This window comes from Halobacillus sp. Nhm2S1, from assembly GCF_019599545.1.
GTDB lineage: Bacteria > Bacillota > Bacilli > Bacillales > Halobacillaceae > Halobacillus.
On record NZ_JAIEZV010000001.1, the window covers coordinates 387,121 to 401,194 of the forward strand.

Sequence of the window (14,074 nt, forward strand, 5' to 3'; positions counted from 1 at the left end):
AAATTCTCCTTACCTTATCTCCCGATTTCCAAAGCTTTCATTAACATACTTTTCGATGCATTAACGGCTGTAACATTCGCCTCATAAGAACGCGTGGCGCTCATCATATCGACCATTTCCTTTAGGGGATCGACATTAGGCAGTTCTACATAACCATCTTCGTTGGCATCTGGATGATTCGGGTTATATACGAGTTTAAAAGGCTCATCATCTTCAATAATTGCTGTTGCTTTTACACCACTTCCCTGTGATGAATCAGTGGCTGCTTTATGTAAAAAACTTTTGAAGTTGTTTTCAGACGGTTCAAAAACCACCATCTTTCGGCGATAAGGTTCCCATTCCCCATTCTCATTAAGAGTGGCTCGTGTAGTATTCGCATTCGCCATATTCGAAGAAGCGACATCCATCCGTAATCTTTGAGCTGTAAGAGCACTAGCGCTGTTATTCATAGCATGAAAGATACTCATCTTTTAGTTCCCCCCTCTGATGACAGATTCCAGGCTGCGGAACTTCCCACTCATACGATCAACCAAGGCTTGATATTGAATTTGATTTTGTGCCAGTTCATTCATTTCTTTATCAATGTCCACGTTATTCCCATTATGATTGTATACCGTATTCGTCTTTGTAAAGGTCCGATACGGTTCACGAGAGTCATTCGTAAAGGGTAAATGGCGCTCATTCGTCTTTTTAGCCTGTAGAAATGAATGTTCTTGACTCAAGATATCCTTAAAAGCCACATCTTTCGCTTTGTATCCCGGTGTGTCCACATTGGCAATATTATTAGAGATTGCTCTGTTTTTAGCCGAAGAATAATCCAAAGCATTTTCTAAGCTTGTAAAAGTGCTGCTGAAAAGAGTCATTCCTCCACCTCTATTCGACATTTTTCTATACTCACAGACACAATTGTAAAAAAATTCTCGTACTTGTGTCTATACAAAAAACCACTTTTTTACGAGAGTATTACAAACACCCCAAATGAATCAGGGACAAATTCCTCACTTTTTTACTTTTGTTTCCATGTGTCGAAATCTTTCCCATAATGAACATTATTACATAACTTTTTGTCGAATAGTGAATTTATCATGGATATTTTTAAAACACGACATAAGATAGTGAAAATAGGTTAAATCTGTTAAAAAAAGCACGACGTAAAATACGTGTATGGGTTTATCAATAGCGTGACGGGTTTCGGTACATGGTTGAGCGTCAAGAGCTGTGGATAGGGAAAACTCCTAACTCAAATATGGTGAAGCGTCGGTCAGCGGCGTATGCCATCGACTAGCTGGTGAATGTAAAATAAAACGAAGTGCGGAGCGATTTGATGTTGCCCTATCGTATAGAAGATAGAGAAGTCTCACTAGCCGCTGGGCGTAAGAGTCTGATTTGGCAGAAGTGAACCCGCTCCTTTAGAAATAGTCGAGTCTCCCCTAAAGTTCCCTTCATTAGAAACCTCGATACGGAGTCTCCTAAGATTGTTAAGCTACTCCTCTAAGGAACCATTCATTGACAAGGTGATCGAAACTAAAAGGATACAAATACTCATGAACTACAATACATTCATACATAAAAAAACCGCTACTCTTTTTAAAGAGTAGCGGTTTTTTATTATTAATTCGTACGAAGCTTTTGAAGCTCTAATAGGAAATTGTTATTCAGTACTTTAATATACGTTCCCTTCATTCCTAGTGAACGGGACTCAATAACACCAGCACTTTCAAGCTTTCTCAATGCGTTAACAATTACTGATCTCGTGATTCCTACACGGTCGGCAATTTTACTTGCTACAAGCAGCCCTTCATTTCCTTCTAGTTCCTCGAAAATGTGCTCGATGGCTTCAAGTTCACTATAGGATAGAGAGCTGATCGCCATTTGTACGACGGCTTTGCTACGGGCTTCCTGTTCGATTTCTTCTGTTTTTTCATGAAGAATTTCCATACCAACGACAGTAGCACCGTATTCAGCAAGAAGTAAGTCATCTTCATTAAAATTGCTGTTCAGTCGGCTTAGAATAAGCGTACCTAGACGCTGACCACCACCAATGATTGGAACAATAGTCGTCAGACCATTTTCAAACAACTCACGGTTTTCAACTGGGAATGCCGTGTATTCACTATTGATATCGATATCCGGTGTAGTTTCTTCAATGTTGAAAAGGTTTTGAGTGTACTCTTCTGGGAATTGACGCTCAGAGAGCATAGCCTTCATTCGCTCATTCTCAATTTCTTGATTGATAGCAAAGCCTAAAAGCTTTCCTCGACGGCTTAAGACAAACGTATTCGCCTCAATTACATCTCTCATCGTTGCGGACATGTCGTTGAAGTCCACCGATTTTCCGGTTGTCTTTTGCAGCATTGCATTGATTTTACGTGCACGATCTAGTAGTTTCATGTTCATTTCCTCCTTGTTGTTCACCCTATAAAATAAATCGACTCAAATCTTTGTTTTTTACGATCGATGATAGTTTGCTGTCTACATACTGTGGTGTGATCTCAATAGTTTCCATCGTTACGTCAGGAGCTTCAAATGATAAATCCTCAAGCAGTTTTTCTAAAATCGTATGCAGCCTCCGCGCCCCGATGTTATCTGTTTCCTGATTTACTTCATGAGCGATTTCTGCGAGTCTAGTAATAGCATCGTCAGAAAATTCAACCTTTATACCTTCTATTTCAAGTAAAGCCTTATATTGTTTCAAAAGTGCATTTGAAGGCTCTGTTAGGATACTTTTGAAGTCTGAAACACTGAGTTTATTTAACTCTACGCGGATTGGAAACCTTCCTTGCAGTTCTGGAATTAAATCCGATGGCTTAGCCATATGAAACGCACCGGCTGCAACGAAGAGAATATGGTCAGTTGCTACGGGTCCGTATTTTGTCACAACCGTTGAGCCTTCAACAATCGGAAGAATGTCTCTCTGTACACCTTCACGGGATACATTCGCCTGATTGTCACCCTTTGCTGCCACTTTATCGATCTCATCAATAAAGATCATTCCTGCCTGTTCTACTTTAGCAACAGCATCCTGGCCGACTTCGTCCATATCCACCAACTTGCCCGCTTCTTCCTGTGTTAGTACTTTTCGCGCTTCTGACACCGGGAGTTTGCGTTTCTTTTTCTTCTTCGGCATGAATTGACTAAATGCGTCCTGCATGTTCATACCCATCTGTTCCATACCGGAGCCCTGCATCATGTCAAACATGGAAGACTGAGACTCTTCCACCTCTATGGTTACCATCCGGTCTTCCAACTCACCGAGATCCAATTGATGGCGGATGCGGCTTCTTTTTGTCTCTATTTCTGCTTCTTCACTCTTCTCATCAGGATCCACTTCCTGCTGGTTGCCTTGATTAAAGATCATCTCAAATGGATTTTTGAAGTTATTGGACTGCTTTTTCTTAGAAGGAACGAGCAGCTTCACAAGACGCTTGTTTGCTTGTTCTTCCGCCCTGTCTTTCACAGCCTCCATCTTCTCTTCCTTCACCATACGTACGGCCATTTCCACTAAGTCTCGCACCATGGATTCAACATCTCGACCAACGTAACCAACTTCTGTGAATTTCGTGGCTTCCACTTTAACAAAAGGGGCTCCCACTAATTTCGCTAAGCGACGGGCAATCTCTGTCTTCCCTACCCCTGTAGGTCCCATCATCAAAATGTTCTTCGGTACAATTTCATCCTTCAAATCATCTGTCAGCTGCATACGACGATATCTGTTCCGAAGAGCAATAGCTACAGATCGCTTAGCGCTCTCCTGTCCAATGATATATTGATCTAGTTTTTCTACAATTTGTCTAGGAGTTAAGTTTAATGACATTTATGGTCCCCCTTAATCGAGAACTTCCAGGATTATTTGATCATTTGTAAAGACGCAGATCTCTCCTGCAACCTCAAGGGCTGCTTTAGCAATTTGTGAAGCAGATTGTTCCGGTGAATAACGTTTTAACGCCCGCCCTGCACTTAGAGCGAAGTTTCCACCTGAACCGATGGCAAGTATACCGTCGTCCGGTTCTATTACTTCCCCAGTACCTGAAACAAGAAACATATTTTCTTTGTCCATAACAATCAACATCGCTTCTAATTTCCTAAGAACACGATCACTCCGCCACTCTTTTGCAAGTTCTACGGAAGCTCTTGCCAGGTTGCCATCAAAGCTTTCGAGTTTTCCCTCGAACTTCTCAAAAAGTGTAAAAGCATCGGCCACAGACCCAGCGAAGCCTGCTAATACTTGATCATTAAATAGTCGACGAACTTTCCTTGCCTTATGTTTCATAACTACCTGATTGCCTAATGTTACTTGACCATCTCCACTCATCGCACACTCTCCATTGTGCTGGACGGCAAAGATCGTTGTTGCATGAAATTGCTGCTCCATCATTTTCACCTCTTATTCGCTCGTGGATGACTGTTCATATATACATTTTTCAACCGATCTTTCGATACGTGTGTATAAATCTGAGTTGAAGAGAGTCGTTCATGTCCTAATAATTCCTGTACTGAGCGCAAATCTGCTCCTTCGTTCAGAAGATGAGTAGCAAACGAATGTCTTAATTTATGGGGATGAATATCCACCGTCATCGCTGCTTTTTCGACCATCTTTTTCAGTATGAGCCTGATTCCATCAGCTGTCAGAGGACCGCCTTTAGCATTCAAAAACAATCGTTTACTTGAGGCATCTTTCTTAGAAGCCAGTTGTTTTCTGCCATCATTTATATATGTCTGAAGTGCTTTTGCAGCAAACTGCCCGTAAGGAACATAACGGTCTTTACTTCCTTTTCCATGAACTAGAGCTGTGTTCAATGAAAAATCCAAGTCTGGGAGTTCCATTCTCACACATTCACTGACACGTACGCCCGTTCCATAGAGAAGTTCGATAAGAGCCTGATTTCTCTGTCCTAGGGGCGTATGCATATCACTCACAGTAAAAAGTTTCTCTAACTCTTCTTCATAAAAGAAGTTGGGGATGGGACTTTCTTTCTTTGGTAATATCACATTCAAAAATGGGTTTTGATCGACAATTTCCTCACGTTCCATGAAGCGGAAAAAGCTTCTTAAACATGATATCTTTCTGGAAACTGTCCTTCTTGAATACTGCGCTTCGTACTGCCTTGATAAAAAGATTCGGATCACAGGGTATTCACATTCCTGTATTGACAATCCCTCTGATTTGAGAAAGGATGCAAATTCATCCAAATCCCTTCCGTAATGCTTTAATGTAAGAGGCGAAGCGTTTTTTTCAATTTGTAGATATTCCATAAAAAGCTCTTTATAAGATTGCATGATTCCTTCCACCTCACAAAGGCGTCTAAATTTTATCACAACATTCATTGGCATAACAATGCATTTAATTAAAATGTAACAAAATTCTGAATTGTTTCCAACTCTAATGAATCAGGTATTTTATGAAATCATACTTTAGCGTGATCATGTGTCAAGTATGTATACTTACCAAAGCGTAATTATAGCGCCCCACCTTATAGCTGTCAATCAAAAACTTACGTTCCATAAAAACTCACGGCAGGTTTCATAATATCTTCCTATTCTTTAAGGCTCAGATTAGAGATCACTTGTGGTTTTAGGGGCTGAAAGAAATTATTGCAACATTTGATTCAGCCACTAAAAAAAGAGTCTACAACTAAAAGGATAGTCATAGACTCTTGGTTTTATAACTAAATCAGGATTGAGGCTCTTCTTTATAATCACATTCCGTACACTGAATTTGTGTGCCCTTCTTCGATTTCTTCTCTACAAGCAGAGACTCACATTTCGGACACGGTCTGCTGATTGGCTTATCCCAGGATATGAAGTCACATTCCGGATAGTTTTCACAACCAAAGAACTTACGGTTTTTCTTACTTTTTCGCTCGACAACTTCTCCATCTTTACATTTTGGACAAGTGACACCGACTTTTTTAAGAATTGGTTTCGTATTGCGACAGTCAGGGAAATTTGAGCAGGCAAGAAACTTGCCGTATCTACCCATCTTATAAACCATTTCATGCCCACACTTTTCGCAATCAATTCCCGCAGGCTCATCTTTGATTTCAATTTCTTCCATTTCCTTTTCCGCTTTCTCTAAGCGGGGTTGAAAGCCTTCATAGAATTGGCTGATGATGTTCACCCAATCCTCTTTTCCATCCTCAATCGCATCTAGATCATCTTCCATCCCCTTCGTAAAGTCGACATCGATGATTTCAGGGAAGTATTCTCTGAGTTGTTCAAGGACAATTTCTCCAAGCTCCGTTGGAATAAAACGTTTATTATCCAGAGCGACATATCCACGGCGCTGAATCGTATCGAGTGTCGGGGCATAAGTAGAAGGACGCCCAATTCCGAGCTCTTCAAGCGTCTTAACTAGACGTGCTTCCGTGTAACGCGGCGGAGGCTGCGTGAAGTGCTGGTTCGGTTTGATTTCTTCCGCTTTTACGGTCATGCCCTCTTCAAGGTGAGGCAGAAGTTTGTCTTTCTCTTTTTTGTTATCATCGCGACCTTCGATATAAACCTTCATAAACCCTTTGAATTTGACTTCAGAACCTGTAGCTCTAAACTCTACCCCTTCATTATAAAGGTGAACAGTCATCGTATCTAACACTGCTGGAGCCATTTGGCTGGCAATGAACCTGTCCCAAATCAATTTATAAAGACGATACTGGTCACGGGATAATATGCTCTTCATTGCTTTTGGATCACGATCTGCCCCCGTCGGCCTAATCGCCTCGTGAGCGTCTTGAGCACCTTCTTGCTTTTTAGCCGCTTTACTTTGTCCGAGAAACTCGTTACCGAAGTTACCTTCGATATACTGTTTGGCATCCTCTTTGGCGGAATTCGAGAGTCTAGTGGAATCTGTACGCATGTACGTAATCAGACCAGTCGTTCCTTGCTTTCCTCCAAGGTCGATTCCTTCGTAAAGCTGTTGGGCAATCATCATTGTTTTCTTCGCGCGGAAGTTCAATTTACGTGCCGCTTCCTGTTGTAGTGAAGAAGTGGTGAAAGGAAGGGAAGGATTTCTTTTTCTTTCTCTTTTATTTACTTTTTCTACAGAGAAATCTTTCCCTTTCATCCGCTTTTGAATTTGGTCGACATCGTCTTGTGTTTTTAAATCCTTCTTCTTACCATCAACACCATAAAAGGAACCTTCAAATGTCTCTTTATCTTTTAAGAAATCTGCTTCTATCGTCCAATATTCTTCTGGCTGGAATTTTTTAATCTCATTTTCACGATCAATAATGATTTTAACAGCCACAGATTGAACACGACCTGCACTTAAGCCTTTTTTAACTTTCTTCCAAAGAATGGGGCTGATGTTATATCCGACAAGTCGGTCAAGAATCCGGCGAGCCTGTTGGGCATCAACCAAATCTGAATCAATCGACCTCGGTTGTTTAAATGAATCTTTAATGGCTTCTTTAGTGATTTCATTAAAAACAACTCGACAATCTGATGTATCATCAATTTCCAAGCTGTGGGCTAAATGCCAGGCAATGGCCTCCCCTTCACGGTCGGGGTCGGCAGCGAGATATACTTTCTTTGCTTTTTTGGCTGCGGTCTTTAGTTCTTTCAAAACAGGACCTTTTCCTCGGATAGTTATATATTTGGGGTTGAATTCATTCTCTACATCCACGCCCATTTGACTCTTAGGCAGGTCACGCACATGCCCGAGGGATGCTTTGACTTTGTATTTTTTTCCAAGGTATCGTTCAATTGTTTTTGCTTTTGCAGGTGATTCTACTATTACCAGATAATCTGCCATATATGTTCCTCCCATAGAGGTGTTTTCTCTTTTTGCATCATACACTCTTTTTATATTGTCAAGTTTTGATTTACCTATTGCTGGATCACTTATTCTAATGGAAAAGAAAGCTTAACCGTCCTCTCCAATGAGAAAAAGTCGATCTGACGGGGTGATTTTTCCATGTAATTGTTTGAATCAGCTTTTTATAAAATAAATCTTCCCTATTATTAAATACAATGAAACCGTTTGTCAAACATATATTTTTCAAAAAAGTCTCAAATTGGTCCATTCTCACCCTTGAATGTAACACCTTTGTAACGGATTATTCAAATTTTTCTAACCAATCTTCCAGAATGTCATGATGCGTATGAACCAATTTTGCACCTTCATTGATCATTTTATGACATCCTTCACTCGTTACATGTCCAGCAGGTCCCGGGAGTGCATAAACATCCTTGCCTTGCTCTAAAGCCTGGTCCACTGTAATCAATGTGCCGCTTTTCAATCGTGCTTCAATGACAAAGGTACTTGGGGTCAATCCTGCAATTAACCGGTTACGTTCAGGAAAGTGATATTTTTGCGGTGGGCAGTCCGGAGGATATTCACTTACAACCAAATGTTCTCGTATTAAAGTGTCGTACAAAGAAGGGTTATTCTTAGGATAAATATGCTCAAATCCCGAACCGAGTACGGCAATCGTTTTTCCATTAAATTCAGCCGCTAACTTGTGAGCAAGCTGATCGATTCCCTGTGCCATACCACTGACAATGGTAAACCCAGAGCTGATCAGTGGAATAAGGATAGACTTCATAGCTGGAAACGCATAAGATGAGGGCTTGCGAGTGCCAATCACACTGATCGAAAGCGGTGTATGAAACAAGGATACATCACCTTCCGTGTAAAGAGCATAAGGAGGATCTGGAATCGTTTTTAAATACTCTGGATAGGTTGGATCAAACACAGTGACAATTGTATATTTTTGGTCATAAATGTCGAGTTTCTTCATTATATTATTGTCAGTTATATGTCGGTGGATAGATTGAGCTCTAGAAAGGGGGATAGATAGAGTAGTGGATAACTGAGAAGGTGTACATGAGAAGGGGTAAAGTAAAGAAGCGTCGATCTGAAACAATTTTCTAAGAATTGGCCTTGTCATGTGGGGTGAATCATGTAGGAGGAGTAAGCGTCTTCTACGGTCTTTCATCAGGCACCTCATTTTCATAGTTTAGAGGCCGTACCTGTTCATCGATACGGCCTCTTTCTTTCATTTACTTAGTGAGTTTTGCATTTTTCAAATAAATCCTGATCCTTTAACACTTGGATCAATGTTTCACCCATAACTGAAGGTGTTTCAGCTACTTGAATTCCACACTCATTCATGACACGGATTTTTTCGTCAGCGGTACCTTTACCACCAGAAATAATCGCACCAGCATGACCCATACGTTTGCCAGGAGGAGCTGTACGGCCGCCAATAAAGCCGACCACTGGTTTGCTCATATTCGCTTTCACCCATTCAGCTGCTTCTTCCTCAGCTGTTCCGCCAATTTCACCAATCATGATGACGGCTTCTGTATCTGGGTCTTCATTGAAAGCTTTCAGTACATCGATGAAATCGGTCCCATTTACAGGATCTCCCCCGATTCCAACCGCTGTTGATTGACCGATTCCAGCTTCAGAAAGCTGGTGAACAGCCTCATAAGTCAATGTGCCAGAACGAGATACGACACCAACATGGCCTTTTTTATGAATGTAACCAGGCATGATACCGATTTTACATTCATCAGGTGTAATGACGCCGGGACAGTTCGGTCCTACAAGGCGTGTTTTCTTTCCTTCCATATAACGTTTTACTTTGATCATATCCAGTACAGGGATATGTTCAGTGATACAAATGGCAAGATCCAAATCTGCATCCGTCGCTTCCATGATGGCATCCGCTGCAAACGGTGCAGGGACATAAATGACGGAAGCATTCGCTCCTGTTTTTTCTACAGCTTCTGCAACTGTATTATATACAGGAATTCCTTCCACTTCAGTGCCACCTTTCCCTGGCGTTACACCGCCCACGATTTGTGTTCCATACTCAACCATCTGTTTGGTATGGAAAAGTGCTGTGGACCCTGTAATACCTTGAATAATGACTTTTGTGTTCTTATCAATATATACACTCATCTGATTCCCCGCCTTTCTTACTTGACTAGTTCAACGATTTTTTGTGCGCCTTCTGCCATAGAATCTGCAGAAGTGATGTTCAAGCCTGATTCATCAAGAATTTTCTTCCCAGCATCTACGTTCGTACCTTCTAAACGAACAACGAGCGGCAATGTAAGTCCGATTTGTTTTGTTGCTTCGACCACACCTTCAGCAATAACATCACACTTCATAATGCCTCCGAAAATGTTAACGAAAATTCCTTTGACATTTTCATCAGAAAGGATAATCTTGAAAGCTTCGGTTACTTTTTCAGTTGTAGCGCCGCCTCCGACATCCAGGAAGTTGGCAGGATCTCCACTATAGTGTTTGATTGTGTCCATTGTAGCCATCGCCAGACCCGCACCATTGACCATACAGCCGATGTTACCATCAAGCGCGATGTAACTAAGATCGTATTTGGATGCTTCTACTTCTTTTGGATCTTCTTCTTCAAGATCACGAAGATCAGCAATATCTTTTTGACGGAAAAGAGCGTTATCATCAAAGTTCAACTTGGAATCAAGCGCCAGTACATCCCCGTCACCTGTTGTAACGAGTGGATTGATTTCTGCAACAGAGCAATCCTTTTGTACAAAGACGTCATAAAGGCCAAGCATAAACTTAACGGCTTTTCCTAATGATTCTTTCGGAATATTAATATTAAATGCAAGTCGACGCGCCTGGAATGGTGTGAGACCTGTCACAGGATCGATAACTTCTTTGAAGATTTTTTCAGGAGTCTTTTCTGCGACTTCTTCAATCTCAGTTCCACCTTCTTCAGATGCCATCATTGTGACACGGCTTGTCGCGCGATCGAGAACAAGACCGACATAGTATTCGCTCTTAATATCGCAACCCTCTTCGATAAGTAAGCGCTTTACTTCCTTGCCTTCTGGTCCAGTCTGATGGGTTACAAGTGTTTTTCCTAGTATTTCGTCAGCGTATGTACGCACCTCGTCAAGATTCTTAGCAATTTTGACTCCGCCCGCTTTCCCGCGGCCACCTGCGTGGATCTGCGCTTTGACAACTGTGACATCGCTACCTAATTTCTTCGCTGCTTCGACAGCTTCATCTACGGTATATGCGACGTGTCCATTTGGCACAGATACGCCAAAATCACGCATGATTTCTTTTCCTTGATACTCGTGAATGTTCATGTTTCATCCTCCCATCAAATTTCACTGCATGTACATTGTATAAAAAAACGCTATCAATTGTCCATACTAAGCTAGATATCTGTCGAAAAATTCACTAGATTCACAGGTATAATATTATGTAAACTAGTTTTAGAGTTGTCTGTTTCCACCATCTTAATCCTGCATAAATGCTCCCTATTGAGGAAGACTCAGTTACGAGATGTTTTCAGGGTTTGTTACCTAGGGTGAGCGTTAGGAGTGGCTGGGAAGCGCCGAGCTTCCTCGGACTACGCCCTGCGGGATCTCGCCTATCTCCTTCTCCCACGGGAGTCTCGCAGCTTCCCAACCACCCCATTCGATGCATGTTAGAAACGAGCCCCTTTACCAAGCTGGATTTCAGCTATCCCTATTGTTAAAAGCATAAAGCGCTCTGTATCAAGCTTTTAGAGTTCAAGTACCTAGACATGGGCGATTTAATTTTATACTCCAATCAAACGGAATAGCTGTTTATTCTGGAAGTGGTTTCGAGACACTGATTTAGCAAAGGGGCGGAGGGGAAAGGCGAGACTCCTAATTTAAGTGTGCAGGCGCCTCGATCAGCGGTGTGTGGACTGGACTGAGCTGGCGGAGATAAAGGAAACACGAAGAACGAAGGGATTCGATGTTGACTTATCGTACAGAAGCGAGGGAAGTCTCAATAGCCGCTAGGCGCCGGAACCGGATATCGTAGAGGAAAAAAGTGCAGGGTAAGACCCCACAGGACGCAGTTCCGAGGAGGCTCACCGCGCTCCCGCGGAAAGCGAGCTATTCCCCGTACCCCCCATCCACTCAATAAAAGTCTTGAAACTGAGTCTTCAAGAAACCTGCCATATACTTTATTAAGAATTATTTATTTTGTTGCTGGTCAACGTTGTAAATGAAGGCGAAAACTTCAGCGACGACATGGTAAAGATCTTCCGGGATTTGTTCATTGATGTTCAATTCAGAGAGCAGTTCAACGAGTGAGGCGTCTTCTTGTACAGGGATCTGGTGCTCCTCTGCGGCTTTTAGAATATTTTCAGCAATATGCCCTTTCCCTTTCGCCACTACCTCTGGAGCAGCTGCTTTCTCAGTTTGATAGGTCAGAGCAATCGCTTCTTTTCTTTTTTTCATCATATTCTTACATCCACCCCTTCTTCCACCACCTTTTGTTTGCTCGAGTCTGAAGTTCTTGAAGCCTCACGTATGACGCGTGCCTTTATAGAGTTCAAATCATACCCCGCATTTGCCAATCCCTCTTCTAATTTCTCTTGATATGGCTTAAAAAGCTTTTCAACCTCCGGGTTATCATTATATATGACGACCGATACACGGCGTTCAACGATATTTAGGTCTATGATGGTTTCCTCAAGCTGAGAAAGGTGTAAGTAGAACATCACATGACAATAGTCAGAATCAATTTGCCCATCGTCATTTTTCCGCCCTTCCATGTTCATATGTACATCCTTTAATGCTCCAATGAAATCACCCGGGAATTGAAGCGCTATTTGCAAGGTTTGGGAGTGATCTGAGAAGGAAGCGAGTTGAGTCCCGTTAATGAAGTTGATCAGCCGATTTGCCGTTTCTGCTTTCACCTCTGAACCTTCACTTAAACCCTTTAACAGCAACGATTTTAAAGTATGATCTGGCTGTGGGAGTGCATCGGTCCGTTGAGAGAGTTTAGCAAGCACATGCTCATCATTGTATCCAATTTCATTCATTATCGTTTTCATTTGAAGCCACATTCTATCTTTTGCGGATATTGGAATACTCTCGCTCAAAGACTGCAGGGAATGGATAAGGAGGTTTTGTTGTTTAGCAGGAAGTTGTTTGGCCATCAAGTTTTGGATATCTGAAAGAAAAGAACTGAATGCATTTCTTGTAAATGGGTTCCTTTCAATCCCTTCCTCCCTTAACAAAGGAACAGCTTGATCAATGAATTGCTTCGTCGACTCCTGTAAGTGTGGAGTTATTCGCTCCATCATCTTTTGTTCCACTATTTTTCTAAATGTCTCTGTCCATCGGGTACGTGTTTGTCTAGACAACATTGAGAAATCAGTATTTGAAGGTTGTTGAGTCCAGAGTGAGTTAAGTTTTTTTGCCGTATGGACCCACTGTCTAATGATCTGGTTTTCTGATGGGGATAACGGAAGTTGCTTTTGTAACAGCTGTTGTAAAGAACCAGCTACTCGTTCGTTAGTGAATGGGAATCGATCCATAGTAGGATTCTGTTGAGACCAGTGTTCCTTGAACGACGTCAGGGTATGCTTGGCATCAATGATTCCGGCGCTTTTAAATAGTTCAAAAGTTGCTTTGGAGCCATTTGCTGCCTCAGTTTTAAATCTCTTAAACACCCTATTTTCAGAGTGTGATTTCTGTTCTCCTCGCAATGTTTGGACCATAGTTCTGATTTTTTCATCGTTAGAAGAGAGTGTCTTTCCTCCCAATTGATGCTCAACCGCTGATAAAGCCTGAGTGAATTCGACCGTGTATTTCGCTGTTAGCGCTGCATAAACGGAAGACTGAACGGGCATTCTCCTGCTAAGCATATGTAGTACTATCTCGCGTGCCTGACGTTGATTGTCTGAAGACTGAATCAAGCCGAACGCCTTTGCTAAATCTTTATTATGTATTGGCACATTCAAGTCCATAATAGCTTTCATAAATGACACATTGTGTTGATAAGGCTGAACTCCTATTTGCTTAAGAAGTGAAGCGAGATTCAACGGTCCTGAACGCGCTTCAGAAAGTGATACGGCCCGTAAAACGAGATCTGGTTCCTCTTTTTCAACTTGGAATAAGTAAGACGAACCTTTGATCAACGGTTGATTCACCAGTGCTTCCACGCTTTTCCTGCCTATATTCACCACCACATTGTTGTCTTGTAAAAGTTGTATGACTTTGCCCTTTATCAGTTGTCCTGATTTGGGTTCTACAGACAGGGCTGCATTTGCAGATAAGCGTGTAAGGCTGTTGATCAAATGGTTCATCTTTA

12 protein-coding genes are annotated in these 14,074 nt (G+C 41.8%); all 12 read right to left on the bottom strand.

Features of this window, described 5'->3' with window-relative positions; all coding sequences use genetic code 11:
- Window positions 1-14: 14 nt before the first annotated feature.
- The 12 genes from flgC to K2225_RS02040 all read right to left on the bottom strand — a co-directional run bounded on the left by flgC (window position 15) and on the right by K2225_RS02040 (window position 14,069).
- Entirely contained in the window at window positions 15-467 is a 453-nt protein-coding gene (gene flgC / locus K2225_RS01985) for a flagellar basal body rod protein FlgC (protein ID WP_220583255.1), read from the bottom strand.
- Window positions 468-470: 3 nt separating this feature from the next.
- Window positions 471-863: a flagellar basal body rod protein FlgB gene (gene flgB / locus K2225_RS01990; RefSeq protein WP_220583990.1), complete on the bottom strand. Its 393-nt coding sequence runs from the start codon at window positions 861-863 to the stop codon at window positions 471-473.
- Window positions 864-1,611: 748 nt separating this feature from the next.
- Window positions 1,612-2,391, bottom strand: coding sequence for a GTP-sensing pleiotropic transcriptional regulator CodY (gene codY / locus K2225_RS01995; protein ID WP_089652423.1), 780 nt, complete (start codon window positions 2,389-2,391; stop codon window positions 1,612-1,614).
- A 25-nt stretch (window positions 2,392-2,416) separates the two neighbouring features.
- Entirely contained in the window at window positions 2,417-3,814 is a 1,398-nt protein-coding gene (gene hslU / locus K2225_RS02000; protein WP_220583256.1) for an ATP-dependent protease ATPase subunit HslU, read from the bottom strand.
- A gap of 12 nt (window positions 3,815-3,826) precedes the next feature.
- Window positions 3,827-4,372, bottom strand: coding sequence for an ATP-dependent protease subunit HslV (hslV, locus tag K2225_RS02005; RefSeq protein WP_220583257.1), 546 nt, complete (start codon window positions 4,370-4,372; stop codon window positions 3,827-3,829).
- 5 nt (window positions 4,373-4,377) lie between these two features.
- A complete protein-coding gene (xerC, locus tag K2225_RS02010) occupies window positions 4,378-5,277 on the bottom strand; it encodes a tyrosine recombinase XerC (protein ID WP_220583258.1) in 900 nt (299 codons plus the stop codon).
- Between the two features lie 394 nt (window positions 5,278-5,671).
- Window positions 5,672-7,747, bottom strand: a complete 2,076-nt coding sequence (topA, locus tag K2225_RS02015) for a type I DNA topoisomerase (protein ID WP_220583259.1) — start codon at window positions 7,745-7,747, stop codon at window positions 5,672-5,674.
- Window positions 7,748-8,051: 304 nt separating this feature from the next.
- The gene (dprA, locus tag K2225_RS02020; protein WP_255574106.1) at window positions 8,052-8,735 is read right to left on the bottom strand and encodes a DNA-processing protein DprA; all 684 of its coding nucleotides are present in this window, start codon (window positions 8,733-8,735) and stop codon (window positions 8,052-8,054) included.
- A 266-nt stretch (window positions 8,736-9,001) separates the two neighbouring features.
- Window positions 9,002-9,904, bottom strand: a complete 903-nt coding sequence (gene sucD, locus K2225_RS02025; RefSeq protein WP_220583261.1) for a succinate--CoA ligase subunit alpha — start codon at window positions 9,902-9,904, stop codon at window positions 9,002-9,004.
- Between the two features lie 17 nt (window positions 9,905-9,921).
- Entirely contained in the window at window positions 9,922-11,082 is a 1,161-nt protein-coding gene (gene sucC / locus K2225_RS02030; protein ID WP_220583262.1) for an ADP-forming succinate--CoA ligase subunit beta, read from the bottom strand.
- Window positions 11,083-11,946: 864 nt separating this feature from the next.
- Window positions 11,947-12,216 (bottom strand): EscU/YscU/HrcU family type III secretion system export apparatus switch protein, encoded by a 270-nt coding sequence (locus K2225_RS02035; protein WP_220583263.1) that lies wholly within the window; start codon window positions 12,214-12,216, stop codon window positions 11,947-11,949.
- The gene (locus K2225_RS02040) at window positions 12,213-14,069 is read right to left on the bottom strand and encodes a hypothetical protein (protein ID WP_220583264.1); all 1,857 of its coding nucleotides are present in this window, start codon (window positions 14,067-14,069) and stop codon (window positions 12,213-12,215) included. The genes K2225_RS02035 and K2225_RS02040 overlap by 4 nt, the downstream gene beginning before the upstream one ends.
- Window positions 14,070-14,074 lie beyond the last annotated feature (5 nt).

Excerpts from the sequence above, each read along its gene's own strand:
- dprA (WP_255574106.1), bottom strand. The coding sequence starts at position 8,735 with ATGAAGAAACTCGACATTTATGACCAAAAATATACAATTGTCACTGTG.
- sucD (WP_220583261.1), bottom strand. The coding sequence starts at position 9,904 with ATGAGTGTATATATTGATAAGAACACAAAAGTCATTATTCAAGGTATT.
- hslV (WP_220583257.1), bottom strand. The coding sequence starts at position 4,372 with ATGGAGCAGCAATTTCATGCAACAACGATCTTTGCCGTCCAGCACAAT.
- K2225_RS02040 (WP_220583264.1), bottom strand. The coding sequence starts at position 14,069 with ATGAACCATTTGATCAACAGCCTTACACGCTTATCTGCAAATGCAGCC.
- topA (WP_220583259.1), bottom strand. The coding sequence starts at position 7,747 with ATGGCAGATTATCTGGTAATAGTAGAATCACCTGCAAAAGCAAAAACA.
- xerC (WP_220583258.1), bottom strand. The coding sequence starts at position 5,277 with ATGCAATCTTATAAAGAGCTTTTTATGGAATATCTACAAATTGAAAAA.
- hslU (WP_220583256.1), bottom strand. The coding sequence starts at position 3,814 with ATGTCATTAAACTTAACTCCTAGACAAATTGTAGAAAAACTAGATCAA.
- K2225_RS02035 (WP_220583263.1), bottom strand. The coding sequence starts at position 12,216 with ATGATGAAAAAAAGAAAAGAAGCGATTGCTCTGACCTATCAAACTGAG.
- flgB (WP_220583990.1), bottom strand. The coding sequence starts at position 863 with ATGACTCTTTTCAGCAGCACTTTTACAAGCTTAGAAAATGCTTTGGAT.
- sucC (WP_220583262.1), bottom strand. The coding sequence starts at position 11,082 with ATGAACATTCACGAGTATCAAGGAAAAGAAATCATGCGTGATTTTGGC.
- flgC (WP_220583255.1), bottom strand. The coding sequence starts at position 467 with ATGAGTATCTTTCATGCTATGAATAACAGCGCTAGTGCTCTTACAGCT.
- codY (WP_089652423.1), bottom strand. The coding sequence starts at position 2,391 with ATGAAACTACTAGATCGTGCACGTAAAATCAATGCAATGCTGCAAAAG.